This window comes from Cupriavidus necator A5-1 (assembly GCF_000744095.1).
Lineage (GTDB): Bacteria > Pseudomonadota > Gammaproteobacteria > Burkholderiales > Burkholderiaceae > Cupriavidus > Cupriavidus necator_A.
In genome coordinates, this window is sequence record NZ_JQLI01000001.1 from 456114 (window position 1) to 481604 (window position 25491).

22 protein-coding genes and 6 pseudogenes are annotated in these 25491 nt (G+C 62.7%); 13 read left to right on the forward strand and 15 right to left on the reverse strand.

The features are described from left to right. Genes K307_RS02215 through K307_RS02225 form a run of 4 tightly spaced genes read right to left on the reverse strand, consistent with a single transcriptional unit; the run spans position 1 to position 2675 of the window. Positions 1-459 carry a hypothetical protein gene (locus tag K307_RS02215; RefSeq protein WP_051974575.1) on the reverse strand — a complete coding sequence of 153 codons (459 nt, stop codon included), beginning with the start codon at positions 457-459 and terminating at the stop codon, positions 1-3. A 16-nt stretch (positions 460-475) separates the two neighbouring features. After that, positions 476-1384, reverse strand: coding sequence for a tryptophan 2,3-dioxygenase (locus K307_RS02220; protein WP_042876041.1), 909 nt, complete (start codon positions 1382-1384; stop codon positions 476-478). Further along, complete coding sequence (locus K307_RS47300) at positions 1381-1557, reverse strand: hypothetical protein (RefSeq protein ID WP_155301033.1); 177 nt, start codon at positions 1555-1557, stop codon at positions 1381-1383. The genes K307_RS02220 and K307_RS47300 overlap by 4 nt, the downstream gene beginning before the upstream one ends. Then, positions 1557-2675 (reverse strand): iron-containing alcohol dehydrogenase, encoded by a 1119-nt coding sequence (locus K307_RS02225; protein WP_042876043.1) that lies wholly within the window; start codon positions 2673-2675, stop codon positions 1557-1559. The genes K307_RS47300 and K307_RS02225 overlap by 1 nt, the downstream gene beginning before the upstream one ends. 258 nt (positions 2676-2933) lie before the next feature. Between K307_RS02225 and K307_RS02230 the strand changes: the two genes are divergently transcribed. After that, positions 2934-3617: a nitroreductase gene (locus tag K307_RS02230; RefSeq protein WP_042881094.1), complete on the forward strand. Its 684-nt coding sequence runs from the start codon at positions 2934-2936 to the stop codon at positions 3615-3617. A 178-nt stretch (positions 3618-3795) separates the two neighbouring features. Continuing rightward, positions 3796-4686: a SphA family protein gene (locus K307_RS45235; protein WP_230625417.1), complete on the forward strand. Its 891-nt coding sequence runs from the start codon at positions 3796-3798 to the stop codon at positions 4684-4686. Positions 4687-4824: 138 nt separating this feature from the next. Here K307_RS45235 and K307_RS45240 read toward each other — a convergent pair. The 4 genes and pseudogenes from K307_RS45240 to K307_RS45245 form a co-directional block, all read right to left on the reverse strand. Then, a pseudogene (locus tag K307_RS45240) lies at positions 4825-4956 on the reverse strand (IS5/IS1182 family transposase); the annotation flags it as partial. Between the two features lie 8 nt (positions 4957-4964). Next, positions 4965-5084 (reverse strand): annotated as a pseudogene (locus tag K307_RS48915) (ferritin-like domain-containing protein); the annotation flags it as partial. A gap of 647 nt (positions 5085-5731) precedes the next feature. Beyond that, positions 5732-6280: pseudogene (locus tag K307_RS02245) on the reverse strand (hydrolase); the annotation flags it as partial. Further along, entirely contained in the window at positions 6166-6678 is a 513-nt protein-coding gene (locus K307_RS45245) for a DUF3944 domain-containing protein (RefSeq protein ID WP_268989164.1), read from the reverse strand. The gene K307_RS45245 and the pseudogene K307_RS02245, both read right to left, overlap by 115 nt. Before the next feature lie 199 nt (positions 6679-6877). Between K307_RS45245 and K307_RS47310 the strand changes: the two genes are divergently transcribed. Both K307_RS47310 and K307_RS02250 read left to right on the forward strand, forming a co-directional pair. Continuing rightward, positions 6878-7084 carry a hypothetical protein gene (locus K307_RS47310; protein WP_155301034.1) on the forward strand — a complete coding sequence of 69 codons (207 nt, stop codon included), beginning with the start codon at positions 6878-6880 and terminating at the stop codon, positions 7082-7084. 85 nt (positions 7085-7169) lie between these two features. After that, positions 7170-8270, forward strand: a complete 1101-nt coding sequence (locus tag K307_RS02250) for an IS5 family transposase (protein ID WP_042876049.1) — start codon at positions 7170-7172, stop codon at positions 8268-8270. Between the two features lie 490 nt (positions 8271-8760). Here K307_RS02250 and K307_RS02255 read toward each other — a convergent pair whose 3' ends face one another. Continuing rightward, complete coding sequence (locus K307_RS02255; RefSeq protein WP_051974576.1) at positions 8761-9957, reverse strand: IS110 family transposase; 1197 nt, start codon at positions 9955-9957, stop codon at positions 8761-8763. A 1111-nt stretch (positions 9958-11068) separates the two neighbouring features. Between K307_RS02255 and K307_RS02265 the strand changes: the two genes are divergently transcribed. Then, on the forward strand, positions 11069-12013 hold the full coding sequence (locus tag K307_RS02265) for a histone deacetylase family protein (protein WP_042876051.1): 945 nt from the start codon (positions 11069-11071) through the stop codon (positions 12011-12013). A gap of 58 nt (positions 12014-12071) precedes the next feature. On the opposite strand, the gene K307_RS02270 is transcribed toward K307_RS02265, so the two are convergent. Both K307_RS02270 and K307_RS02275 read right to left on the reverse strand, forming a co-directional pair. Continuing rightward, positions 12072-12743 (reverse strand): hypothetical protein, encoded by a 672-nt coding sequence (locus K307_RS02270; RefSeq protein ID WP_042876053.1) that lies wholly within the window; start codon positions 12741-12743, stop codon positions 12072-12074. Between the two features lie 1261 nt (positions 12744-14004). Next, positions 14005-14952, reverse strand: a complete 948-nt coding sequence (locus K307_RS02275) for a LysR family transcriptional regulator (protein WP_042876055.1) — start codon at positions 14950-14952, stop codon at positions 14005-14007. A gap of 124 nt (positions 14953-15076) precedes the next feature. Here K307_RS02275 and K307_RS02280 point away from each other — a divergent pair, with 124 nt between their 5' ends. The 7 genes from K307_RS02280 to K307_RS02310 all read left to right on the forward strand — a co-directional run bounded on the left by K307_RS02280 (position 15077) and on the right by K307_RS02310 (position 21205). Further along, positions 15077-15970 carry a TauD/TfdA dioxygenase family protein gene (locus tag K307_RS02280; protein ID WP_155301035.1) on the forward strand — a complete coding sequence of 298 codons (894 nt, stop codon included), beginning with the start codon at positions 15077-15079 and terminating at the stop codon, positions 15968-15970. A gap of 2 nt (positions 15971-15972) precedes the next feature. After that, on the forward strand, positions 15973-17094 hold the full coding sequence (locus K307_RS02285; RefSeq protein WP_042876057.1) for a mandelate racemase/muconate lactonizing enzyme family protein: 1122 nt from the start codon (positions 15973-15975) through the stop codon (positions 17092-17094). 110 nt (positions 17095-17204) lie between these two features. Continuing rightward, positions 17205-18191, forward strand: a complete 987-nt coding sequence (locus K307_RS02290; RefSeq protein WP_042876058.1) for a Bug family tripartite tricarboxylate transporter substrate binding protein — start codon at positions 17205-17207, stop codon at positions 18189-18191. 38 nt (positions 18192-18229) lie between these two features. Next, positions 18230-18841: a chromate transporter gene (locus tag K307_RS02295; RefSeq protein ID WP_042876059.1), complete on the forward strand. Its 612-nt coding sequence runs from the start codon at positions 18230-18232 to the stop codon at positions 18839-18841. Beyond that, a complete protein-coding gene (locus K307_RS02300) occupies positions 18838-19422 on the forward strand; it encodes a chromate transporter (protein ID WP_042876061.1) in 585 nt (194 codons plus the stop codon). Before K307_RS02295 ends, K307_RS02300 begins: the two co-directional genes overlap by 4 nt. A 461-nt stretch (positions 19423-19883) precedes the next feature. Then, positions 19884-20504 (forward strand): hypothetical protein, encoded by a 621-nt coding sequence (locus K307_RS02305; RefSeq protein ID WP_042876062.1) that lies wholly within the window; start codon positions 19884-19886, stop codon positions 20502-20504. A 467-nt stretch (positions 20505-20971) separates the two neighbouring features. Continuing rightward, positions 20972-21205 (forward strand): hypothetical protein, encoded by a 234-nt coding sequence (locus tag K307_RS02310; protein WP_042876063.1) that lies wholly within the window; start codon positions 20972-20974, stop codon positions 21203-21205. A 78-nt stretch (positions 21206-21283) separates the two neighbouring features. Here the strand turns inward: K307_RS02310 and K307_RS45250 are convergent. Both K307_RS45250 and K307_RS02320 read right to left on the reverse strand, forming a co-directional pair. Next, positions 21284-21698: pseudogene (locus K307_RS45250) on the reverse strand (Tn3 family transposase); the annotation flags it as partial. Then, positions 21694-22014 (reverse strand): plasmid pRiA4b ORF-3 family protein, encoded by a 321-nt coding sequence (locus tag K307_RS02320; protein WP_051974578.1) that lies wholly within the window; start codon positions 22012-22014, stop codon positions 21694-21696. The pseudogene K307_RS45250 and the gene K307_RS02320, both read right to left, overlap by 5 nt. A gap of 159 nt (positions 22015-22173) precedes the next feature. Between K307_RS02320 and K307_RS50240 the strand changes: the two are divergent. Beyond that, a pseudogene (locus tag K307_RS50240) lies at positions 22174-22278 on the forward strand (group II intron maturase-specific domain-containing protein); the annotation flags it as partial. A 37-nt stretch (positions 22279-22315) separates the two neighbouring features. Here the strand turns inward: K307_RS50240 and K307_RS02325 are convergent. Together K307_RS02325 and K307_RS02330 are read right to left on the reverse strand one after the other, a co-directional pair. Further along, a complete protein-coding gene (locus K307_RS02325) occupies positions 22316-23443 on the reverse strand; it encodes a helix-turn-helix transcriptional regulator (RefSeq protein ID WP_230625418.1) in 1128 nt (375 codons plus the stop codon). 61 nt (positions 23444-23504) lie between these two features. Then, a pseudogene (locus K307_RS02330) lies at positions 23505-25352 on the reverse strand (Tn3 family transposase); the annotation flags it as partial. Positions 25353-25491: the final 139 nt, after the last annotated feature.

Genomic DNA, 25491 nt, shown 5'->3' on the forward strand with positions numbered 1-25491 from the left:
TCAGGCTGGCGCAGTCTCCACGCAGCTTGCCGTGGCATCGATCTGGCGCGATGGCGGTAGCGAGTCGATCGTGGCGCGGACCGCCTCCTTGCAGAGGGAATGGCGCTTGACCAGTGCATCGACATAGCGGGCAACGTTGGGCAGGTCGTCCCACATCGACGTGAGCCCCAGATACGCCAGCCGCACCAGCTTGACACCCCAAAGCACATCGCCAAGGGCGAACGCGCATCCCGCGAGATACGGGGCTGGTGCGGAACCCGGCGTGCGGTCCAGCGCCTTCAACACGCCTTCGACGTGATGGCGTGCGGTGCGCTGGAATGCGGCATCGCGGCGGACCGCAATGCCGCCTCGTTCCTTCGCGATCTTGGTGCGACAGGCGGCAACAAGTCCTGCGTCCGCGGCATGGTTGGCGATCATGGACTCGAGCGCCGCGATCTTGTGATCGTAGGCCGTTTCCATGACCGTCTTGAGCGCGTCACTCCGCAGCCCGGGCGTTTCCCTGTCCGCGGGCGTGCGGACACACCGCAGGCGGATCGCCGATGAAGCCGCGCGCAGACCAGAGTTCCGGGAACGGGATCTCGTTCATAGTCGGCATGAGCCAGGCAATGCCCTCGGTGCCGAAGTAGGCTGGCCGGGCGCCGAACGTCCGGCGCGTTGCCATCAGGTGCAGGTGCTTCCACGCGGAGAATCCCTCCGCGATATCGGCCAGCGTCTCGCCGAGCTGCTGCAGTTCCCGGTGCTCGTCCGGGTTGGCGTAGACGTCGCGCCAGACGTTCTCGACCGCCTTGTCCGGCGTGTAGGGCACACTGAAATCGCGGTCGAGTACCACCGCCGGCACGGCGAAGCCCTTGCGGCCCAGGTGGGCGAGCACGTCGTCATACAGGCTCGGCTCTGCCAGCGCCTTGCTGAGTTGTTCCCAGCGCCGGGGTTGCGGCAGGAAGTGCTGCAGGTGCTCCCCCTGCTTGATGCCGAGCAGGTAGACCATCTGCCGGTACGTCCAGCCCTGGAGGGCGGTGTCCTTGCCGTACTTCGGGCCAACGCAGGACAGGATGGCCAGCAGGTCGACAGGCGTCATCCACGCGATGGAGCGCCATGTGGCATTGAGCGGCTCGTGGTGGGCGACGACGCGCCGCAGCGTCCGGCAGGCCCCGGTCAGGTCATCGGCACGCAATTGCGCCTGCGCGGCCTGTATTTCCTTGATGATCAGCATCCAGTACAGCTCGGACACCTGCGCCGATACGATCCAGGCGTGCTCGCCGGGATGATCGCTGACCGGGTGCTGCAGCGAGTGGAGCACGTCTGTCTGTAACCAGTCACTGTATGGCGTATGCCCGGCTGGCGTTCCGGCCGGCGCCGGGGATGCGGGCTTGACGGTATCGTTCACTTTGGTCTCCTCGTGGTGGTGGGGTCAGGCAAGTTTTGTGGAACGGCGACGGTCCGCAGCATCGACTCCATCTGCGTCAGGCCTGTCGCGGTGATCTGCCGACTGGCCAGGGCATCGAGCGCGTGGCGCAGGCCGACGGGATGCGGGAAGCTGTCGGATGGCTGGCCGGTCATTACCACAGGCTCTCCAACAGCGCATCCAGCTTCGTGCCGGCATCCTCGCCAAGGTCGCCGACCTCGGAGGGATAGTTCTGCTTGAGCAGGGCCGCCATCTCGGGAAGCTTCGCCCGATCGAAATCGAGGTCGCCGAGCCGGCTCGGCAATTCCAGTGCGTCCACGGCTGCCTCAATGCGGTCAGCGAGGAATGCGGCGGGCGTGCGGCTGCCACGGTCCGTGGAGAAAATCTCAAGCTTTCGGCCATAGGCGTCGGCGCAGGCGCGGATGACGGGCGCCAGCGCAATGCATGATGTCACGCTGTGCGGGACCCCGAACGTCCCGCCGAGGATGTGCCCGATGCGATGGCTCAGGCCGTAGATGACCGAAGCAGGATAGAAGTAACACTGCCACGCGGCGAGCTGAAGCTGCAGCAGGTCGTCGGTCGACACGTGGCCGCCCGCGATGGCCTCGCGCGTTTCGAGCTTGCGCGGCCACTTCTCCAGCACGGCAAGGAAGCGCTCCACGCCCCTGGCGGCCAGGATGGCGTGAGGGTGATCCACGTCGACCCGGCGCATGCCTTCCACCGCATGGTCGATCCCCTTGATGGCCGAACTCAGCAGCAGCATACGTGGGGTGTCGACAATCATCCGGGGATCGATCACCACCAGCCTGGGTGTCGTTTCGCGCACGGCATAACTGCGCTTGAACTTCTGGGGACCGTCCGTTTCCGTCACCCCGAAGTAGTGGGAGAACTCCGAACCCGACAGGGTCGTCGGAATCGCGGCAATGGGCAGGTAGCGGCCTGTCTGCTGGAAATGCTGGTAGGAGACTGCCTTTGCGGCGTCGAGTACAGAGCCGCCGCCGAGGGCGATGATCGATCCCGCATTGGCCTCGATGCATGCACGCAGTCCGTCGCGTACGGCGAAATCGGGCACATGCGGCGGCAGGCCGGTGAAAGTGCCCACGCCGTCGCCGATGGCAGGCTGCAAGTGGTCGCGGTCCAATGCCTCAAGGAATTCCACCGTGAACGTCATCGGACGGCGGATACCGTAGTTCCCCATGGAGGGGGCGACGGTTTTCAGCACGTCGTGTCCCCACACAATCTCTTCCTGCGGCAAGCATTTCAACTGGTTCATTCCACGTCTCCACCATGTTCTCGTATGCGATCGGGGCTCCGATCCCGAGTAGGAAGATAGGCGAATCGGGTTCGCGCGTGCGCGCGGAATTGGAGAACGGAGCGTTCAGGATTTTGGACGCCGGACATGTGCGGATGGGCGACTGTCGTTCGTTGTTTCCGAACGAAGCTTTCAAGTTTCGCCATCTTCACAAGGCAGCGGACGTGTCTATGATCTTTCCACCATAGCGACCCCCACCACGAGAACGGAGACATGAAGATGGAGGCAATCCAGATTACAGAAACGCTGATTCGCGGACGCCACAGCAAGCGCGGCTTCCTTGACCAGTCGGTGCCGATCGAGACTGTCAGGGACATCCTGTCGGTCGCGAAATACGCGCCGAGTTCGAGCAACACGCAGCCCTGGCGCTGCTATGTGCTGACCGGAAAGGCTCGCGAGAAGATTGCGGGAGCCGCGGTCGAGGCGTATCGCGCCGATCCTGAGGGACTGGCGCCCGAATACCCGTTCTTTCCAAAGGAATTGCCGGCGCCATTCTCGTCGCGCTTCAATACATTTCGCGGGATGCTGGGCGATGCGCAGGGCGTGCACAGGAGCGATATCGTCGGGCGCCGGCGCGACGTCGAACGGCAGTTCCGGTTCTTCGATGCGCCAGTGGGACTGATCTTCACCATGGACCGGCGCCTGGAATGGGCCAGCTTCATCTGCTACGGCTGCTTTCTCCAGAACATCATGCTGGCCGCGCGCGCCCGGGGGCTGGACACCTGCCCGCAGCAGATCTGGTCGCTGCAATCGGCGGTCCTTCGTGAAGGCCTCGCCATTCCCGACGAGGAGATGATCGTGGCCGGAATGTCACTCGGCTATGCAGATAACAGTTTTCCGGAAAACAACATGGAGCTTCGCAAGCTGGAACTGGACGAGTTCGTCTCGTTCGTCAATCGCTGACACGGGGAACCGTCCAGGTCGCTCCTTGACCTGGAAAAGCGCGAAGAAGCGATAGCCATCGTTAGCCAGTCTCGGCAAGTTGCGGAGATGTCGAATAGTTATCGTAGGCGCGCTTGACCGGCTGATGCGGATGCCCGGAGCCCTCAGCCGAAAAAGAGAATAAAGAGACGGAGGAGACATGATTAAAGTGCCCGCGAGATTTTTGGCGGTGGTTGCGCTCGCATGCTTGCTCGCCTCGAAGGTCGAGGCAACCGAGAATGGACAGACCAGTTACCCTATGGGCGTCAATACCGTATTGAATGGAATATTGCCACCGCCTGGTGAAACCCAGTTTTACAATTACACGCTCCACTACGATGCCAGAAAGTTCGCTGGCCCGAATGGAGAAAGTCTCCTGCCCGGGTTCCAGTTGAACGCGTTTGTTGACGCCCCGCGTGTCATTCATACATGGGGCACCACACTCGGCCCCTTTACTGTGTCCAGTGGTGTAATCGTCCCAATCGTTCATCTCCGAGCGGACACGCCAGGCGGCAGCGGAAAGCGCAATGGAATTGGAGACATCATCCTTGAGCCGTGGCTGATTGGTTATTCAAATCCATCGCGATCATTCTTCGCCTTCCTGGCCACCGATATTGCAGTGCCGAGCGGGTCCTACTCCGCCAACCGAGTGGCGAACACTGGCCGGAATACATATGCACTGATGCCGCACCTCAGTACGACATGGTTCCCTACGCCCGCAGTTGAAGTCTCTACCACCACGCTCGTAGAGATCAGTTCACCGAATTCAGCGACTCGATATCACTCTGGCGCTGTTGCAGCACTTGAGTATCTTGTTGGCTATTCGCTTAACAGCAAGTTCCAGATCGGACTTCAGGGATATCTGCTGAAGCAGTTTACCGATGACAAAGTCAACGGCACGCCCGTACCAGGGGATGGGTTTCGCGGAAAAGCTGTCGCAGTCGGGCCGCAACTACGATACATGTGGTCGCCGGCGGCCGGCATTGTGTTCAAGTATCAGCGCGAGTTCGACGTGCAAGAATCGGCCGCAAGGCAACAAGTTTTGGGTTGAACTGTGCTTCCCTCTTTGATCGGAAAGCTGCGTCACAGCCTCGGTCCGCAATTGTTTGAGCAACTGTTGCTGGCGGGTGATATTAACCAGTGTAACCAGCAGCGTCCCCGATGTAGCTGTCTGCCCAGCTAAGGGCCACTAACAAAACTCCTCAACGAATCGGGAGGAGATGACAGCGCAGGCGAGCATGAGCAGAGCGAGATGGATATCGAGGCGACGTTCGAAGCGAATGCGCAGCTTGCCGAACCCGGCAAGCTGCGCGTGCGTGCGCAACCCAGCGGCACTAGGTCCGGCCGGAGGCGCCGCAGGTACTCCATCAGCACCAGCGAGTGCTTCTGCTCTTCGAAGAACCAGATCCTTAGGAAGGCCGAAAAGTCAGAATCGTGGCTGTCGCGCCGCTGGAGACGAAAGTCCGTAAGCATGGCTGAGGCCGACACTCGAATGACCGATTGAGCGCGAGTGCCATTGACGCTTCATGGCCGGCAAGCGACGTCCGCGAGCGAAGCACGGCCGCCTGTGCCGATGGCGGGTATGCGGTTTCCGCCAGGCAACGCTCAGTCCGGGTGCGCGCCGACTGGACTCAGTCAGTTCGGTCAGCCCGCCATGGCCGGCAGTTCCATCGGCGCGAAGGCGGGCTCCCTGGGGGGACGAACATAAGGTTCGATAACGTTGTGCTTATCGCGACCGCAGTCGGTCCGCCGTGAGTTTCTTCAGTTCGGCCGTCCTGCTGGTGAGCAGAGTCGCGGCGGAGGAGATGCCGGTGGCTGCTACAAGATGGCGGCGCTCGCTGGCGGGCTGCTTTGCCAGCCAAGCGTGGTCCGCGCAATCAACGAGCAAACGGCGAGCGTGCCTGAGACAACGCCCAGCGACGAAGACGTGTGGGCGTTTGCAGTGAAGCCGGTAACGAACGCAAATGCCGCCATTTCCCACTTCGTGGCAAGTTTCTGGTTGTGTGTCATTGCTCAATGAGTCGTGGCGGGCGTTGCAGCGGGCGTTTGTATGGTGCCGAAAGCTCCGCGAAGCCTTCGGCACGGACTGGAGGTAATTAGTGCTCGATCACCGGTGCATGCACGGGCGCGATGGAATCGTGCGTCGTTGCCGTACGTTGCGCAGCCTTGTGCACCATCGTGTAGGCATAGTCGATTCCCATGCCGTACGCGCCAGAATGTTCCTTGGCCAGGCCGGTCACGGCGTCATACGTGTCGCGGTTCTTCCAGTCGCGCTGCCATTCGAGCATGACCTGCTGCCAGGTCACCGGCACCACGCCGGCCTGGATCATGCGCTGCATGGCGTAGTCGTGAGCCTCCTTGGTCGTGCCGCCCGAGGCATCGGCCACCATGTAGATCTCGTAGTCGCCTTCGAGCATGGCGCTCAGTGCGAAGGTGGTGTTGCAGACTTCGGTCCATAGTCCAGCCACGACGATCTTCTTGCGGCCGTGGGCGGCCAGTGCGTCGCGCACCTTCTGGTCGTCCCACGAGTTCATCGAGGTCCGCTCCAGAGTTTCCTTTCCGGGAAACACGTCAAGCAGCTCGGGGTAGGTGTAGCCGGAGAACGAGTCGCTTTCGACGGTGGTGATCGTGGTCGGCACGTCGAAGGCTCACGGAGTTGCTCGGGCGTCATCTTCGCTAGAGCATCCTGCAGGATCTTCATAAGCAGGTTGCCTTCGATGGTCTCGACCGACGACTTCTTGCTGTAGTTCACGTCGAGCTTGTCGCACACATCGCACAGCACCTCCTTGTACGTTACTCCCTTCCCGCCTCGGAACATTGTGGCGAACGTGTTTCCCCCGAAACACTGCACCTCCGCAGCGATGATCTGCCAATACCGGTTGTGGTCGGGAGCGTATTTCTTGTAGAGATCCGACATCGTGAGCTCGTCCGTCAACCGCGCGCTCCCGTCCTTGTCGTGCGTCAGGCAGCGCACCAAGTCGTTCAGATCGCTAGATTTCAGCTTGCCCAAGAACTCGAGGTCCGGGTCATGTCGATAGGCCATTCGTATTCTCTGCTCCGCAATTTGAATGAAGGTACCGGGGGCGTCCGCCGTCGCCCTCCTGCGTGGGGCCCGCTCCTTCCTGGCAAGGGGCCCTTATATCGGGTTAACGGCCCGCCCTCGAAAACCCTTAAGCGCGCTCCATTCCGAGCTCGTGCCGTCTTCTCTCTCCGACCGCTGTCGGTGCAACGCTCGACAGATTGTGAAAGACCGTTCATGGCCGGCTACTGCCGTTGCGCTCTATCGCCGCGAAAAGCAGGGATGGGATGTTCCAGGAGCGGCCAACCGTGTTGGCTTCGATGGTCTCATCAGCGCCCTTCAGGAACACTGGAGCGTGATTTCCAAGCAGTATCCTGGGATCGACAACATAACGGTGATTGGCATCGATCTAACGAAGCGCCGCAACTAGCAGGCCGCTGAAATACCTCCGGCAGACGTCAGCGCGGCGACTGGCTGAAGCGTTGATCTGAGGACTCCATCCAACCCAACATTTCATGCGCGGCGCTGACACCTTCACCGAGAGTTTGTTCACCATGCGGCGGCTGGATGAATTCGTGCCGAAGGCCCATCCGCTGCGCTCGATCCGCACCATGGCCAATCAGGCGCTGGCAAAGATTGACCGGTTGTTCGCGCAGATGTATGAGGCCGATATCAAGGGCGGTCGGCCCAGCATCGCGCCGGAGAAGTTGCTGCGGGCCATGCTGCTGCAGGTGCTTCACAGCATTCGTTCGGAGCGTCAGCTCATGGAGCAGACGCAGTACAACCTGCTGTTTCGCTGGTTCATTGGCTTGGCCATGGATGATGTGGTCTGGGTGCCCACCGTGTTCAGCAAGAACCGCGAACGGCTTATCAAGCACGATGCGGTGATCGAGTTCTTCAACGAGGTGCTGGCCATCGCGCAGAAGAAGAACTGGCTGTCGGGCGAGCACTTCAGCGTCGACGGCACGCTGATTCAGGCGTGGGCAGGCCACAAGAGCTTCGTGCGCAAGGACGGCGACGACGAGGACGACAGCGGCGGCGCCAACTTCAAGGGCCGCAAGCGCAGCAACGAGACGCATGCGTCCAAGACCGATCCCGATGCCAAGCTGTACCGCAAGGGCAAAGCCGCCAGTGAGCTGCGCTACATGGGCCATACCCTGAGCGACAACCGACACGGACTGGTGGTGAGCGCCATGGTGACTAATGCGGACGGACACGCCGAGCGCGAAGCCGCGAAGGTCATGCTCAACGATGCCAGGCAGGTAACTGAAGACCTAAATGTGGAAGTCACCGTTGGTGCGGACAAAGGCTACGATGCGCAGGAATTCATTCAAGCCTGCCTGGAAATGAAGGTAACGCCCCACGTGGCACAGAACACCTCGGGGCGGCGCTCGGCCGTTCCTGATGCCATTGCTTGCAGCGCCGGTTATGCCGTCTCGCAGCAGAAGCGCAAGCTGATCGAACAAGGCTTTGGCTGGGCCAAGACTGTGGGGCGCATGCGCCAGGTAATGGTGCGCGGACTAAAGAAGGTTGACCAGATGTTTGTGCTGAGCATGGCCGCCTATAACCTCGTGCGCATGCGCTCGCTGGGACAAATCCGTCCGCAGTGGCAGTAATCGCATTAATGAGGCCGGCAATGGGCGCCAAATCGCCGAAAACGTCGATGCAGTGACGCCCAGCTCCCGGATTGTGAAAAAAGCGAACCCATCAGCGCCTCTTTGGGGAAGCTCTGGCTCTTGCGCGATGAGTACTTCAGCAGCCTGCTTCTATGATGAGTCGGAAGGCAAGAATTTTTACGCAAATTGATCCAACTTCTTCCTTAATCTAGCTCGCGCTTACCACAGGCGTCTGTCGCTGTTGTTCACCAGTTTCAAAGTTCCCGGTCATCTTTACGTGAGACTTCGACGTCCCACCAACTTCTATCCGCTGGTATTTGCCCAGCCCAATCCTGCATGCGCGTTGCGCTAAGGCGACCTTGATGCGAGAAGCCCCATCTAGTAGTGTCGGTTGCGTTTGCAACCAGCAGGCTGCACGGGCTTGTCTACTTCGAACTGACTTGCGATATGACGGACAGGAGCAGCTAATGCGAGCGTTGCCGCCATGCCTTCAAACTGCTGCCACCTCGCCGGCTGAACGTTTTAATCCTGTGGTCTTGCTGTTTTTCAGAAGCGCTCCCTCGGGTAGGATTCCATGCGTCAGATAGCGCCACAGAGCGATGACCAGCCGTCGCGCCACCGCGACTATAGCGATGCGCTTGCCCCGCTTGTTCTGGCTATTGCCTTGGGTGCGCTGCACGTACCACTGCGCCATCGCACTGCCGGGCTGATAGCGTAACCAGAGCCACGCCATTTCAATAAGCAGAGAACGCACGCGCCGGTTGCCCTGCTTACTGATCCCCTGGTCGACCCGGCTCTGGCCGCTGTCGTACGGCTGCGGCGCCAAGCCGACACAGGCGCCCACCTGCCGGCGGTTGTCAAAGCTGCGCCAGAACAGCTCGAGCACCAGTCGTGTCGCGCCGACCGGGCCAACCGCCTTGAGCCGTTGCAGGTCGGCAATACGCTTTTGTGCGGGTTCCGGCAATTGCCTGACCAGGTCTTTTTCCAGTGCAGCGAGTTGCTGCTGGGCTAAGGCCAAGCGCTGACACTCCCGGGTCAGCCGCGCATGCAACTGCGCAGGGATTGCCGCGCCGTCGTAGCAGGAGATTTCTCCCTTTGCTAGCCGCTTTGCGATATCGCCTTCGACGTCTTGCCAGCAACCCACTGTTCGCAGCAGCTTGCGTATCCGGTCGCGGTGCTGTAGCGTTTCTTTTTGAAGTTCACCCCGGTCGCGCACCAGGTGCCGCTGGGCTTCGGTTTCAACGGCCGGTACGCGAATCACGTGCATGCGGTCATGTTCGCCGCGCAGCCAGGCGCGCAGGCACAACACCAGCTTGATCGCATCGAGTCGGTCGGTCTTGGCCCGCCGCGCGTGCCGCTCCACCGGGATGCTGGCGGGGTCGCAGATCACTACTTCGTATCCGAGCTTCGATAGCGCCCGCTCGATCCAGAAGCCGTCCTGACCAGCCTCGTACAACACGACGGTGCGCACGCCAGGGCCAATTCCCCATTTCGTCTTGATCTTCTCGATCGCTTGCATCGCTTCGTCCAGGCGGCATGCCGGAACTTTTGCAGCTACAGTCTGGATCGCAGGCTTCTCCCGTTTGCCGTCGTGCAGGGCGATTTTCCAGGTGTTGTTGGACAGCTCCAGGGCCACTGCCAATACATCTTCTGCGGGTATAGAATGATTGATACGGGTCGGTTGCATGACGTGCTCCAAGGTGAATGGGTCGCACCTTTACTTTAGGATCGCTTTGCGTGCGTTACCGACCCGTCTTCATTCATAGGATCTAGGCCTGGGCAGTCCGAACAGCGACACGCCAACGTCCGTCCACCGCAGTCTTCAGGGGACGCCACGTCGGAGCAAAGTGAAACTTCCAGGCATGCCTGATCACGCTACACGCGCAATCGCCAGCGACGATTCGATGGTGATGGGCTACCGCGTGGACGTTGGAACTGCGCCCCAACGTGCCAACAACCTCTTCGCGCGTCGTCACGACTTGCTCGTGGCAGTGGGGACTCCTTGACGACAAATTGGTTCACGGTCCGATGCAGACCGTCGTTGACAAGAGCTATTGGCCGCCTGGCTGCAATGCTGACGAACGCAAGCGGAACTGGAGAGAGTCACTGCTTCGGTCAATGCGTTTCGTGCAGTTTTCGATAGTCAGCCCGAGCGATGGGTTGACGTGCTTTCCTACAACGACCGCCTCTTAGTCCTTCGTGTATACGATGGTGGATGGGACGTACTCTGGCGCAACTACCGCGAGAAGGAGCCACCGAAGCCAATTCTCGTCAGCACTGCGGTGCAACTTGACGTAGAGGATCTGCCCTCGCGCCTGATGACCGAGAGCGACCGTCGGCGCGCGATCCATTTCCGCCAAGATGTGTGGGGGGAAAGGGAAAACCACCAGCGCCATGGAACATGATAAACAGCGGCACGGATGAGCATTCGTCGAGGCCAGTCGGCACAATCAAGACCGCATCCCGCTCCTGGGCGATTCCCAACCGATGCCGGCCCGGCGGCAATGGCCCCCTGACAGGTTCGGCCAGTGAAGGACATACGACCGAACAGCGAGGGGTCGAGTATGGCAAACGTGCGACATAGTGGATTCAGTGATATATTGTATATCAAGGTGGGTTGTCATGACTAGCGAGAGGGACTTTCGGCAGATTGCCCCGCCCACAGCGGCCGCAGCCCAGGCACGCTGAAAGTTGCCTACGAAGTTGCTCCTTCTCGCGCCCTCAAGTGCCATGGAGCCAGCCATTGCCGACGCGGGACAATAAGGAGACGACGCGGGCCGTGCCGCGCTCAGCCGAAAATGACGACTACCATTGTTTATACCCATGCTGCGTGTCTCGATCATCGCCCCGGGCCCCACCATCCGGAGTCGCCTCAACGTCTGAACGTCGTGCTGGAGGCCCTGCGGTCGCCAGAGTTTTCTTCGTTGGAATGGCGCGATGCGCCAATGGGCACAGTCGAGCAGTTGCAATTGATCCATGACCGGGACTTCATCGATGAGGTCGCGCAGAGCGCCCCGCAGCATGGTTATATGCCACTCGATGCGGGCGACACGGTAATGTCGCCAGGCTCGTGGGAAGCCGTGATGCGCTGCGTCGGCGCAGCTTGTGCTGGCGTCGATGTGGTGATGAACGCGCAGGCGCGCAACGTGTTTTGCGCCACGCGCCCGTGTGGTCATCACGCCGAGCCAGCGAGGGCGATGGGTTTTTGCATTTTCAACCAGGCTGCAATCGCGGCGGCTTATGCTCATGATGTACACAAGCTGGAGCGCGTCGCGGTCGTCGATTTCGATGTCCATCATGGCAACGGCACCCAGGCAGCATTCTTCAACCGCCCGGAGTTGTTCTACGCCTCCAGCCACCAGTCGCCGTTCTATCCCGGTACGGGCGCCAGATCCGAGACCGGCGTGAACCACAACATTGTCAATGTCCCGTTGCCCCGTGGTTGTGACTCGGCACTGTTCCGTGCCGGGATCGAATCCGACATGCTGCCGGCAGTACGCCAATTCGACCCCCAACTCATCATCATTTCGGCAGGCTTCGACGCGCATCGCCTGGATCCGCTCGCAGGCATGAACCTCGAGGACAGCGATTTTCGTTGGATTACCAGTGAGCTGATGCATATTGCCGATGCGACGTGCGAAGGGCGCATCGTTTCGATTCTGGAAGGGGGCTATAGCCTGGACGCCTTGGCCACAGGTACGATGGCCCATGTCCGTGCCCTGATGAATATCGATGTCAACTGATCGGGCCCACAGGTTACCGGGACAAGAGCGTGTTATGCACTTTTGGTCACAGCTGATGTCATAGTGCGATGACGAAACGCGAACCGTACCCGACGGAAGTCTCGGACGAGGAATGAAGCTTTGCAGCGCCGTATTTCACTCGGTGATCAAAAAGGGGGATCGACCGGTTCAAACTGGCCCGCAAGCGAACATTTGCCGGGTCTCCGGTTGCCACCCCTAAGTTGACAATCGCCCCAGGACGCCGGCGCGCTGCGAAGGCCGACCGCACCCGCCGACAGAGGAGGCTCCCAGCCTCCTCAGGTTGTAGACCAGATCGGTCACGCGAGCGCGCTGGCCGGACTACACGCGCTGCGTGCAGGCGGTGGCCGATTGCATTCAATCGCCGGAATTCCTCGATCAGTGAGTGATCGGCGGCCAAATTCGGGTAGGCCAATTCGTATGCACGCTGGAGCTCTGGCGGGACCTCTCCCATGTGCATGTAGGTGGCCAGGGTCTCGCCGCCGACCAAGGTGGAATCGAGGAGAACGCGCTTCGACGGACGTGGGCCAATCTTGCGCTGGATTTTCACTTGAAGACTCTTGTAGCGCTGGCCTTGCTCTTTCAGGGCCGACGTCTGCGCTACGATCTCTTTGTCCTTCCCCACATGGCCGGAAAGGTCGCTGATGGCACCGACCGTCCCTTTGACCGCGCCGACCGTGGCGCCGGTGATAGCGTCCCGATTGGTGTACACCTGTCCCGCGACGTAAGCCGTGCCTTTCCCGGCCAGCCTAGCGACCTGCCAGGTCGCCTTCGCGGTGCCGCTGGCGACGTCAGCAATCGTCTCGCGATTCTAGTAGGCAACTTTTGCCGTAGCCACTGTGGCCTTCGCCGTTGCGACTGTTGTGACGGCCGCGGCCTTGCCGGCCAGCTTCGTCGCCCCCCAAAGCAGCCTCCCCGTCGTTCCCCAAAAGCCCATGACCACCCTTCTTATCGTTTTGTTTGTTCATCCGGCCGCCTGCGTGTAGGGACCCGCCATGGACGATAAAGGCTGCGTGCAAGATAGACAACGGGAAGATGTGGCTTTGATCACCCGTCGATGGTGGGGTGGACGCTTGAACGCAGCCTGGCAGCCAGGCGCTTCTTCCGAGCTTCGATGGGGCGAGTAGACGTGCACAACCGCCGTCGTCGAACAGAATCGCGACACGGCGCCGCGTTCGTGGCGGCACCAAACCGTCAAGCCTTCGTAAGTGCGAGCCCTTGAACGGTCATCGCAAGATCCACGACGACGCGAGAGCTCGGAGAGAGCTGCGGGCCAAATCGCGTCGCATCGCTGAGGCGCGCGGATGGATTGCGCTCCCATCGCGGTTACGGACGTCGACCTGGCCATCGTCGCGGCAACCGATCGGTACTCGCGCCCAACCATCTCAGTCGTTCCCGGAATCCTGGCTGACCGGGTCGGCCGATGAAGAGACGATCGCCGCCTCCGTCTTGGATGACCGCTCATGGGCTGCTCAACGGACCTTTGGCAGGCAGAGCCCGGATGCCAGTTCGTCGGCCGACACGGCCATAGGCAATCCGTGGCCGGCCGGCGCAATCTGGCCGCGAACTCGCAGATTAGCGTGGCAGACGTCACGCAAGCGGTCTGCTTGTTGAACCAGTTCGGATGTTACGGCCGTTGCTGCCGAGGTGCGCGGCTTCCTGCCAGTGGGATTCGTAGTTCCCGCCCACGCCGAGGTAATTGCCCGGGCGCGGCACCGGTGCCCGCAATCGGATTTCGCTCAGTGGTAGGCGCGGCGCATTCCCGCATCGGCTTGTGTGCCACACCGTCGCCGAGCCGGAGCACGTCGATCATCCGCAGTTTGCGACCGGGCACGACCTCGGTCATGTCGGCGACGGCATCACCGTGCAGGACGCCGATGCGCGGGGAACCGTCGTACTTGAACGACGCTGCCGCCGAGTTCGCCCGGCAGGTCGGCGTCTAACGCGACCGAGCGCTGACGGTTATCCGACGCCTATTGCGACAGTTCCCGAACCGTCCGCGCGGTCTCATGAATCATCCGCCGGAAGCCGTCCAGCACGGGATCCTCCTGCGCGATGCGGGAAAAGGCCAGCACCACCGGGTCAGCCGGTATGGGCTGGCGCGCCTTGACGATGCGCAGCAGCCCGAACGCGACGTGCCGCCGCGCCACCGCTTCCGGGGCGATCGAAATTAGGCTGGTGCCCGCCACCAGTGCCAGGTTCGACTCGAAGGAACGCGTCTCGATGACCGGGCGGATGCGTGGCAGGCCGTGCTCGTGCCAGAACTCGTCAAAGGCGATGCGCGAGCTGGTTTCCCCGTCGGGCAGCGCCCAGTTCTGGTCCCCGAGGCTCGACAGGGCGACGGTCCGATCGGGAATGCCCGGGTGCCCGGCGGCGCAGATGATCACCGTGCGCTCCTGGTACAGGCGCTCCAGCACGAGATCGTCGTGGTCGCCCGCCCTTTGCGCGGCGCTGCGGACGATGGCGAAATCCAGCTTGCCGGCGGCAAGCTGCTCGAACAGCGCCCGTGAACTGCCTTCGATGACCTGGAACTGGTGCGTCGAGGTCTCCGGGGGGCCGGCTGGGTAGAGCCGCGCGAACAGGCCGGGCAGCAGGGTGTGCATCACACGCGGGATGCAGCCCAGCCGGATCGGCTGGCGGGGAGACTCCGAGGCTGCATCGTGCAGCCGCTGCATCGCGCGCAGCACGAAACGGGCCTGCGACAGCACCGCGATCCCCTTCGGCGTGGGCGAGCTCCCATGGCTCGACCGCTCGAACAGCCGCGCCCCCAGCAACCCTTCCGCTTCCGCCAGCAGGCGTGACAGCACCGGTTGCGGCACGCCCATTTCCCGCGCGGCGCGGTGCACGGAGCGGTGGTCGCCCACGGCGACGAGGGCCTCGATATGGCGCCGCTGGAGGGGCTTGTCGGGGGCGGATGGCATGGCGCGGAGGGTCCGGAAGAGGTGATACCGGGCGAGTATAGCGGTATCCAGAATCTATATCATTTACGGTATCACTTCCGGTGTCTATATTGGCTTCCACCAATCCATGACGGGAGGACAGCCAATGACACGCATTTCCGTAACGCCGCTCGCGTCCAGTCTCGGCGCCGAGGTCAGTGGTATCGACCTGCGCCAGCCGCTCGACCACGACACCCTGGCGGAACTCCAGGAGGCATGGGGCAGGCACCTCGTGCTGCGCTTCCGGGGACAGGCGCTGACGGACCCGGAACTGCTGGCGTTCAGCCGCGTGTTTGGTGAACTCGATCCACCGGGGCCTAACCCGTATGGCAAGCCCTTCCTCAGCGAGTTTCCCGAGATCAACGTCATCTCCAACGTCAAGGTCGACGGTGTGCCCATCGGCAACCTGGGCGACGGCGAGGCGGTCTGGCACTGCGACATGACCTACATCGAGCGCCCCCCGCGTGCCGCGCTGCTGCACGCGCTGGAGGTGCCGCCCGGCGGCGGCGACACGTACTGGTCGAACATGTACCTCGCCTACGAGACCTTGCCCGACCGCGTGAAGGCGCTGATCGATGGCCGCAAGGCGATCCACGACGCGACCTATAACAGCGCCGGCATGATGCGCAAAGGCATGAAGGAAGTGACCGACCCGCGCGAGGCGCCCGGCGCGCACCATCCGCTAGTGATCGTGCATCCCGATACCGGCCGCCCCGCGCTATTCCTCGGCCGGCGCCGTAACAGCTACGTGCTCGGCATGGAACTCGCCGAAAGCAGCGCCCTGCTGGACGCGCTGTGGGAGCACGCCACCCGCCCCGAATTTGCTTTCCGCCAGGAATGGCGCCAGCACGACCTGATCCTCTGGGACAACCGCTGCACGCTGCACCGCCGCGACGCCTTCGATCCATCCGCCACGCGCGTCATGCACCGCACCCAGATCAAGGGCACGGCGGTCCAGGCATTCAATGCGGCCACCGCCGGCATGGCGTTGGAGTCTTGACCATGAACGGCCTGCATCTTCCCATCCGCAATGTCGAGGTGTTCGGCGTGGCCGTGCCGTTGGTCGGCCCCGGCTTCCGCAATGCCTACGTGACCAAGACCGTGCAGAAGAGTGCGGTGGTGCGACTGACCGCCGACGACGGCTCCGTCGGCCTCGGCAACATCGACCCGTCGCCCGGCTATTCGGTGGAGACCATCGAGGAATCGCTGCTGGCGATCCGCGACGACTTCGCGCCGCTGGTGCGCGGCTGCGACGCCGGTAACCCGCACGAGGTAGTCCGCCGCATGGACCAGGGCCGCGCCGGTTACCTCGACGCGAAAGCGGCGATCGAGATGGCCTGCATCGACATGCTGGCGCGCGGGCTCGGCATCCCGGTGCACCAGTACCTCGGCGGCGCCGTGGTCGACACGCTGCGCTTCAACGCCTGGATCGGCATCGTGCCGCCGGACGAGGCGGCCGCCGAGGCGCGCAAGTGGTTCGACCGGGGCTTCCGCTCGGCGAAAGTCAAGGTCGGCGGCGGCATCAAGGCCGACCGCGACCGGCTAATGGCCGTGCGCGAGGCGGTGGGGCCGGACATGGCCCTGCGCGCTGACGCGAACGCCGGCTACAGCGTGGGGGACGCCATTGCGCTGGGGCGCCTGCTGGAGCCGGTCGGCCTGCAGTTGCTGGAGCAGCCGGTGGCTGCCGAGGACCTCGCCGGGATGGCGAAGGTGCGGCAAGCCATTGGCGTGCCGGTGATGGCAGATGAGTCGATCACCGACCATGCCAGCCTGATCGCCGTGATCCGCACCAACTGTGCCGACATCGTCAAGCTCAAGGTAATGAAGCAGGGCGGCTTTCTGACCTGCCGTCGCATGCTTGAAACGGCCAGCGCGGCCGGCATGCGGGTCGTCATCGGCCACGGCTTCGGGCTTGGCGTGAACACGGCGGCTGAGATCATGCTGGCGTGCACCAGTCCAGCCGTGCTCGGTGGGCTTGAATGCGTCGGCCCGCTCAAGACCTCGGACGACATCGTGACCCGCAAGTTCGACTTGGGCAGTGGCTCGATCCCGGTGCCGGACGGCCCCGGGCTCGGCGTGGAACTCGATGAGGCGAAGCTGGATCGCTATCGTTTCGCTTTCTAGCGCGACAGACGCGGGATCGGCGCACCCCTCGGCGCTGGGACCCGCGGAGCAGCGATGGCGGCATCGAATACAAGCAGACAGGCCGAACAAGGCCGCATGAGGAGACGGGCATGTTCATTCGGAAGCTTCCCGCGATCTGCGCGGGCGTCGCACTGATTTCCGCCCCTGCTGTCCCCGCGGCCTGGGCGACGCAGGGGACCGACTGGCCCACCAAGCCGGTCACCATCCTGGCGCCGTTCGCCGCCGGCGGCACGGTCGACCTGGTCGCGCGCGTGCTGGCGGTGAAGCTGCAACGCGAACTGGGCCAGCCCTTCGTCGTCGACAACCGCGGCGGGGCAGGCGGCACCATCGCCACGGCGATGCTCGCGCGCTCCGCCCCCGACGGGTACACGCTGATGGTCCACCACATGGGGCTCGTTTTCAGCGACTCGCTGTACAGCCACCTGCCATACAACACGAAGCGCGACATCCTGCCGGTGGCTTATGTCGGCGCCACGCCCAACGTGCTGGTCGTGACGAAGAGCCTGCCCGTCAGGACCATGAGCGACTTCCTCACGCTGGCGAAGGCGAAGCCCGGCGCGATCAACTACGGCTCGGGTGGCGTCGGCAGCGCGGGCCACCTGCCCATGGCGGTACTCGGCATGATGACCGGCACGACGCTCCAGCACGTGCCCTACAAGGGGTCCGGCCCGGCGCTGACGGAGCTGGTGTCGGGTCAGATCCAGTCGATGCTGCTGACCATTCCGGCCGTGATGCCGTTCATCAACTCGGGCATGGTCCGTCCGATCGCCACCTCGGGGAAAAAGCGTTCCCCGGCCCTGCCGAACCTACCGACGCTGGAAGAGGCTGGCATCAAGAACTTCGAGTACGCGCCTTGGTATGGCTTCTTCGCGCCCGCCGGCACCCCGCCCGCCGTGGTGCAGAAGCTGTACAACGCGGTGGAGAAGGCCCTTCAGGACAAGGAGGTCGTGGCAAAGCTCGCCCACGAGGGAATCGAAGTGGAAGCGATGCCACGCGAGCGGTTCGTCGGCATCGTCGACGCCGACATGGCGCGGTGGAGCAAGACCATCGCGCAGCTCGGCATCAAACAGCAATAGCGGTAATAGCAGTCGCAACAGCCAACAACACATCAGCAATGTCACCAAAGTCAGTCACCGCTGCACTCGGCGCTAAGCCATCGGAAACCGGCGAGGAACGCAGCCACCCCCGGTCCTCGGCCGACCTGTTCGTCACCTTCACGCTGCTGGGCCTGCAGGGGTTCGGGGGGGTGCTGGCCGTGGTTCAGCAGGAACTGGTGGAGCGCAAGCGCTGGCTGACGCGCGAGGAGTTCATCGAGGACTGGGCCGTCGCCCAGGTCATGCCGGGCCCGAACGTGGTCAACCTGGCGCTAATGATCGGCGGTCGGTCTTTCGGGCTGGCCGGCGCGCTGGCCGCGCTCGCGGGCATCCTCACGCTGCCGCTGGTGCTTGTGCTGCTGCTGGAGATGCTGCATGCCCGCTTCGCCGAGCACCCCGGTGTGGCTGGCGCTCTGCGCGGCACGGGTGCTGTGGCCGCGGGCCTGTTCGCCGCCACGGGGCTGCGGCTGATGAGCGCGATCCGCACCAATCCGTTGGGCATCCCGCTTGCCATCGTGCTCGGGTGCTGCTGCTTCGCGGCGGTGGCGCTGCTGCGCTGGCCGCTGGTCTACGTGCTGCTCGGGCTAGGCGGTACGGCCTACGTGCTCACCTACCGGAGGCTGAAGCCATGACCGGCGCGCTGTCGCTTTCCCTGGGATGGGCTGAGTGGCTTGATCTCTTCCTGCACTACGTTTCGCTTTCCCTGCTGTCGATCGGCGGGGCCATCACCACCGCGCCCGATATGTACCGCTACCTCGTGGAGCAGCAGCACTGGCTCAGCGACGGACAGTTCAATACGTCGGTGACCCTCGCCCAGGCCGCGCCCGGGCCCAACGTGCTGTTCATCGCGCTGCTGGGCTGGAACGTCGGCATGAACGCTGGCGGGGTCTCGACCGGGCTCCTTGGCGTCGCGCTGACCATGTCCGGTATCCTGCTGCCCAGCACGACGCTGACCTACCTCGCCGCGCGCTGGGGGCATCGCAACCGCGACCTGCGTGGCGTGCTGGCGTTCCGGCAGGGCATGGCTCCCATCGTCATCGCGCTGCTGATCGCGACGTCGTGGACGCTGACCGCCGTCAACGACGTCGCGGCGCGCGACTGGCCGCTGTGGGTGCTGACGGTGCTGACCGCGCTGATCGTCTGGCGCGTCCGCATTCACATGCTCTGGCTGCTGGCGGGCGGCGCGGTGCTAGGCTGGTACGGGCTGGTCTGACGGTCGCGATTCGAGGGCAATGAAGCCAATTTCAAGGCGTTGCAGACGTTACTGATCGCCAAGCTGCGCGAAGCGACGGCCGAGCGGATCCGACCTCGACTCGCGGCAATGGGACTTGCGGGAAGTCTCAGAAAGGCTGGCTCGAATTCTCAGGCTATGGGTCTGTCGCAACGAGGGCGTGCTGCGCGTAGTCGGTAATGGCTCTGGGGTCAGTGGCACTTCCCACGTAGAAAGCGATGTATGCGGTACACGTAGACAGCTTGGGCCCAGTTCGAGGATGCCTTTAGCCCCACATCTTGAGAAACTTGCGAAGGGTGATTCCGATCGCGTACATCGACTTTCGGTACTGGTGTCGCGGGCCATGTCGTTCGCCGCGCAGCACCTGCGGTCCTGCCGGCGGGCCGATCAGGAAGCGGCCATTCATCCGGCGCCGCCGCCTGTTGTCATCTGAAGGAGTAGGTATGACACCGCGCACCTCGTTCGCGTCCGGCGCTGCCGGCGACGCTCAACTGGTAGAGAAATTGGTTCACGATATCGACGAGCAGCTGGAGCACACCATCGACGCGGGCGAGCGCGCCCTGATGGCGATCGTGCGCCAGTGCCTGACGGCAACGCTCGGGCACCCTGGTTCGCCGGCGGGAGGCGTCGAGGACCGACTCGCCGTGTCATACCTGAAGCCCTCGGAAGTCATTGCACAGGGCCTGGTGGCCATGTCGCAGGCGACGCTGTACCGCGCGGTGGAGGATGCACGCTTTTACTGTGTCACCCCCCGCGGCAAGGCGATCGGCCGCGCATTCCCGGCCTGGCAATTCGCGCCACCAGTGCCGGAGCTGCTGGCTCCGGTCCTGCGCCAGATGACAGACCTGCCGAGCAGCGAAATCCATGCGTTCTGGGTAACACCGGTCGACGCCTTCGATGACCTGACGCCGGCCGAGTTGCTGGCGGGCAGGGCGTTCGAATCGCGTGCGGCGCTCACCGCCGCGCAGCGTGGCCACCTTGCCCAATCCGCCAGCGAGCGGCAGGGCAGGGTGATCGCGCAGCTGGGCGCGCTGCCCTCGCGCAGTACGGACTTGATCAGCTGATGACGACGCCAAATATTGCTGCGCCCGAGCATATTGCTGTAACCCTTCCTCCGACCGATCTCCTGCGCCAGGCACTGGTCGGCGCGGGATTCTCCTGCCCGCCGGCACGCACGTTTTCCGCGCGGTCCGCCATCCCGCCGCGGTCGTTCCGCCGTACGTCCAGCGGACCTACCGGTTCGGCCCGCCCGCCGAGTTTGCTGGAACCGACGGACGTTTTTCTGACTACTGGATGTACGCGGCCCAAGGCCTGACGACTGCCCTGTGGGAGTCCGGCTTCTGCGCCAACGACTTGACGCAGCCCGGCACGTTCTATATCCCGCCAGACGTTGCCGAGAAAGGCTTGATCGCGACATTCACTGCAAACGGACATCCGGATCCTCGATCTCCACGGCACAGCTCTCAGCAAGCTAGGCATCTACGACCATATCCACGGCGACCATGCCTGGTGCCAGTGGTTTGGCCTGCGGATGCTCGAAGTTCTGGCCGGCCTTTCTGGCGATGCGGCCCCGCTCGGATTTCGCTACCCTTCGCGCAAGCACAAAAGCTACTTGGCGCTGGCGGTCCAATCCGGCTCGTTGGAAGTGTGGCGGCGCCACGTCGACGTGCAAGTAACGCGGTTTGCCGAAATGCCGGAGTTTGAAGTCCTGCGCGCTGACGCTAACTACGCGGAGCCGTTTGGCGGCGGGTTTTCGCTGGAGTAACCGCATGGTTGGCAGAGCGGCTGTATGGGGGAGCCAAGTCATCCACGTCGACCCGGATGCCTTCCTTCTCCATGGCCCGAAGCGCCCGCATCATGTCGGCGGCGTTCTGCAGGATTACTGCGGAGGCGATCAGATCGTTATAGCGCAATCGTTTTTGCTGCTCGTCGGGATCGTTTACTGCCAACATATCGCCACCGAACGAGAACCACTTGGCAAAGCCATTGTAGGATTCGATCTTGTTGGTGGTCGCGATGATTTCCTGGCGCAGATCTCGGCTGCCGATCCACTCCAGCAGAAACACGGTGCGCACAACCTTGCCCAGTTCCTGGGCGGCAAAAAGGAGTCGATTCTTGCGACTATCCGACCCCAACCGGCGCAGGAGGAGGGGAGAGGATATCGTCCCGGCCTGAATCTACAACGCGACCTGCATCAGGTCCTGCCAGTAAAGGGCGATCAGATCCCAGTCCAGCGCGCCAGAAAAGAGGCGTTCAATGCCACCATGCGTTGAAGTCGTACACATAGAAGAAGCCTTCATGCTCGCGCAGCGCGAAGGCGCTCAGCGTCAGTGCGGTAGCCGTCGTGGAAAATTGCAGGGCACCCTCTCGGGCTTCGCCGTACTGCCGGCCTCGAATGGTGAACTGGTGCAGATGTTCGTCCGTCCAGCCCACGACCGCCTGGATTACATCGTGTAGCCGCCCCAGTGTGATGTGCTCGGGAATGAGCAAGCGTCGCCAAACCGGCGGGTTCAAGCCGCGCAGCGTAATTCGCAGCTGAAGGAAGGAGGTCGCCGCCCGAGGATCGGATGCCATGCGCGAATTCTAGGTGGCTCATTGGCCTCTCAGCGGTGGTCCGGTCGTTTGCCCCCGTTTTGGTGCGGTCTCCTGGGCTACACGTTTGGGCGGATGTATTCAGCGACGACTGGCCAGGCCCGTATGGCTATGCGACCGTCGAAGAAGAGCATCCGACGCATGGTCGAGAAGATCCGTGCGTTGACGGCCCTTTCGATGACATGGCTCGATACCACGGAGTTGGTGGGCAAGCTGAATCGCACGCTACGCGGCTGGGCGAGCTACTTCAAGGTAGGGAGGGGCGCGCTGGTATCGGGAAACGTTAGCGATCACCCTTCGCCTGCGATAGCACCCACAGCATTGCCCCCACGGCTTCAGCCTGGGATCGCGTGTTTGTCTTCTCGAAAATCGCCCGCAGCTGCGTACGCACGGTGGCGAGCGAAACCCTGGCGCTGGCGGCGTACTCGTCAGGGGTCTTGCCGCAAATCAACGCTTCAGCCACTGCCGCCTCGGCCGTTGACAGCCTGAAAGCCCCCTGCAACTGTCTCGCGGTAACCAGCGGCGCCGTGCCGCGCCGCCTGGCTGTAACAAGGATGGTTGCATCGCCAAACGCCGCGCGCGTGTCCTGGCCGGGAAGGCATGTGATATTGAGAAATACTTCGGGTGGCGCCCCCGATGCGGCCCGCACCGCCAGGCTTTCCCCCTTGCGCGTCTTTCCCACGCGCGCCATGGCCGCCTGCATGCCATCATTCTCGGCTGCTGTGGTCGCCGACAGTCGCCCATGTTCCAGTTTCAGGCAGGTGGTTGCGCGGAGCATCGCTTCAGCAGCCTGGTTGGCAAAGACCAGCCGAAAACTCCTGTCCAGCGCGAACACCGCAAGGCCCAGTTGCTCCATCAGTTCATTGCCAAGCGCGGCGTCGCGATGCAGGATCCTGGCGTCCTGCCAGAGGTTGATGGAGCGCTGCAGGTGCCCGACCAGGCCCGCCGCTGCGGCGCGCTCTTCCAGTGTGTAGGGCGGCCTGTCTTTCGCTCGCAGCAAGCCCAGCAGAATGTCACCACTGCCTGCGCGAGCTAGGCGTACGCCCATCAGATAGCGCAGACCTGACGGAAGCTGGTAGTCCTGAAAAAACTCGCTACGCGCGATGTCCTGTTCGGAGAGGCGATCCTGGCAGCAGACAAATTCGCCGGTGGCAGCGGTTTCGACAAAGCTGCGCCGGGGATCCAATGCGCCGTAGTAGGTATGCCTTTGTTTCCGCTGCAATTTACAGGGGTAGCCGCCCCTAGTATTTATGCGGGTTTCCGGCAGGTGGACATGAGAAATTTCAATGAAATCAAGTGCTTGCTGACTGCCCTCGGCGCCCGACGCTCGCGGGCGGCGGTGGCGGGGAAGGGCGGCGAGCTTCCGAATAGCCGAATGCGGCCCTGAGTCCTCCCGGCTGGAGGAGTACACCGCGGATGTTGCGAGCCCAGAGGTATGAATTTCTGGGTACCGTCCTTTCGAAGCGGGATGGTTATGCCGTACGCCACCGCGCAAGGGAGTCGGATTGGAGCGCCACCGTGGGCATGAGCCGATGCGCATAGCGCGCGATCGGAAACTCGAAAGTCCCTCGCAGATTGATCCCCTCGAGATGGGTGGGCCCGATATGCCGCAGGTCCACAGGGCGCACTGTCTCGGCCCCGACTCGTTCAAGGATGTCCCAACTGCGTTGCATGTGCATCGTATTCCAAGCCATGACTGCATTGGATAGCAAAGTCAAGGCCGATGACACGGCCGCCAGCGACGCGTCATGTCTCGCCAGCTCGAGCGGTATCTTGCCGTGATGGATCGCCCGCTGAACAATGTGCACCGCTTCACCGCGGTTCAACGCGTGCTGCATCTCATGGCGAAATGCGGTATTCGTGAAATAGTCGATCAGGAAGATCGTACGAAACAGCCGTCCGAGATGCACTCCGGCCTCATAGACAAGCTGCCCGCGTGCCGCCACGCCAAAGCACGTGAGTGCCTGAACTGCAGTGCACTGCCCACTTTGCACGGATGCGGCAATCCGTACCAGTTCATCCCAGGCGCGCTCAATGAGGCTCAGTCGAACATCGGCGTCGGTGACGGCAACCAGTTGGCTCGGCACGGCGTGGTGCCTGGGGACATGCAGGCGCCGGTCGCGCAGGTGGGCCAGTCGCGGGCAGAGATCAAAGCCCAACAGCCGTGACAGGCTCATGGCGAAATCTGTAAAGCCGTGCGTATCCACAGCAAGTTGCGCCACGTCTTCCGACCCACCTTGTCGGATCACGCCCTCGATTGCTGCACCGGCTTGCCGCTCATTAAGCAGAATTGGCTGGTCATAGAAAATGCCCCAGCGATCGCGAACGTGAGTGTACATCCCGATCGATGCCGTCCGCCGACGCGGGTCGGCCCGCGCTTGCCAGACAGAGCGTGTCGTTTCCAACGACTTCATGTCTGACGACGCCAGATCGGAGCGTCCCCAATGCTGGGCAATCGGGTGCTGGTGCATGAAGGTCAGCACGGCTTCTGCTGCGTGGCGCAGCTTCCGTTCGTCCGCGATACGATGCATCATCTGCCGGATCGCTGGCGGCGACAGCTCCGGCACCATTCGGGCGAGATCCGCAGCTGACATCGACGTGCCATGCGCGAGTATGGCTGCGTAGACCAATAGCAATTCGCTGCGGGAATGCGGCTCCCTCCCCAGCAAGAGCCAACTGAAGTGCGTGGCACTGTCGATCTCGAGCAGGATCTCAGGAAGCTGGCCGCCGGGGTGCCGCTCGAACAGTGCGCGTCGCAATGTCTCCACCGACGCGGGCGTAGCGCTCGCCACCAAGGGATCGATGTGGATCGCATCGTCAATCTTGAGCTTCCCACACAAGACAGCGTCCCTCAGCTTGACGAGGCCTTCGTCCAGATGCGCGATCACCGGCAACAAAAATGCCTGAGCATCCTGCGGCAACTTGAGATGGCCATAGAAGTGGTTGCGTTTAGCCTTCCAATCGCTGGCGCCGATCAAAAGCGCCGCTTGGCTTCGGAAGGCAAAGCTGTGCGCAAGAAAGACTGAGCCGTTGCGCAGTGCCACCCGTAGAGCGAATAACGTGCCCCACTCGAAGGCGGCCAGCGCCCGCTGACGGTCCTGTCCCTCCATAGCGGGTTGCCAGGCGCGGCCGAGTCGAATCGTGATCTGGTCGGGAAGAGAGTCGGTCTTTATCGCGTAAAGTTCCTGCAGAACGGTCAACGCGTCGATCACTGGGTGTGCCGACTGGGCAGAGAAGGGCAGCAGAACCAACTTGCCGAGCAGGGCTCGGGCCTGGCGGTGCCGTGACAGGAGTTGCATGCGGATCAGGCTGGCACGGCTGGGCGCACGCCGGTTAACAGGCTGCTGAAGTACTCATCGCGCAAGAGCCAGAGCTTCCCCAAAGAGGCGCTGATGGGTTCGCTTTTTTCACAATCCGGGAGCTGGGCGTCACTGCATCGACGTTTTCGGCGATTTGGCG

Excerpts from the sequence above, each read along its gene's own strand:
- K307_RS02230 (WP_042881094.1), top strand. The coding sequence starts at position 2,934 with ATGGAGGCAATCCAGATTACAGAAACGCTGATTCGCGGACGCCACAGC.
- K307_RS02300 (WP_042876061.1), top strand. The coding sequence starts at position 18,838 with ATGACCGGCGCGCTGTCGCTTTCCCTGGGATGGGCTGAGTGGCTTGAT.
- K307_RS02215 (WP_051974575.1), bottom strand. The coding sequence starts at position 459 with ATGGAAACGGCCTACGATCACAAGATCGCGGCGCTCGAGTCCATGATC.
- K307_RS02290 (WP_042876058.1), top strand. The coding sequence starts at position 17,205 with ATGTTCATTCGGAAGCTTCCCGCGATCTGCGCGGGCGTCGCACTGATT.
- K307_RS02265 (WP_042876051.1), top strand. The coding sequence starts at position 11,069 with ATGACGACTACCATTGTTTATACCCATGCTGCGTGTCTCGATCATCGC.
- K307_RS02305 (WP_042876062.1), top strand. The coding sequence starts at position 19,884 with ATGACACCGCGCACCTCGTTCGCGTCCGGCGCTGCCGGCGACGCTCAA.
- K307_RS02255 (WP_051974576.1), bottom strand. The coding sequence starts at position 9,957 with ATGCAACCGACCCGTATCAATCATTCTATACCCGCAGAAGATGTATTG.
- K307_RS02295 (WP_042876059.1), top strand. The coding sequence starts at position 18,230 with ATGTCACCAAAGTCAGTCACCGCTGCACTCGGCGCTAAGCCATCGGAA.
- K307_RS02280 (WP_155301035.1), top strand. The coding sequence starts at position 15,077 with ATGACACGCATTTCCGTAACGCCGCTCGCGTCCAGTCTCGGCGCCGAG.
- K307_RS02275 (WP_042876055.1), bottom strand. The coding sequence starts at position 14,952 with ATGCCATCCGCCCCCGACAAGCCCCTCCAGCGGCGCCATATCGAGGCC.
- K307_RS02285 (WP_042876057.1), top strand. The coding sequence starts at position 15,973 with ATGAACGGCCTGCATCTTCCCATCCGCAATGTCGAGGTGTTCGGCGTG.
- K307_RS47300 (WP_155301033.1), bottom strand. The coding sequence starts at position 1,557 with ATGACCGGCCAGCCATCCGACAGCTTCCCGCATCCCGTCGGCCTGCGC.
- K307_RS02225 (WP_042876043.1), bottom strand. The coding sequence starts at position 2,675 with ATGAACCAGTTGAAATGCTTGCCGCAGGAAGAGATTGTGTGGGGACAC.
- K307_RS45235 (WP_230625417.1), top strand. The coding sequence starts at position 3,796 with ATGATTAAAGTGCCCGCGAGATTTTTGGCGGTGGTTGCGCTCGCATGC.
- K307_RS02310 (WP_042876063.1), top strand. The coding sequence starts at position 20,972 with ATGCTCGAAGTTCTGGCCGGCCTTTCTGGCGATGCGGCCCCGCTCGGA.
- K307_RS02250 (WP_042876049.1), top strand. The coding sequence starts at position 7,170 with ATGCGCGGCGCTGACACCTTCACCGAGAGTTTGTTCACCATGCGGCGG.
- K307_RS02320 (WP_051974578.1), bottom strand. The coding sequence starts at position 22,014 with ATGGCATCCGATCCTCGGGCGGCGACCTCCTTCCTTCAGCTGCGAATT.
- K307_RS45245 (WP_268989164.1), bottom strand. The coding sequence starts at position 6,678 with ATGGCCTATCGACATGACCCGGACCTCGAGTTCTTGGGCAAGCTGAAA.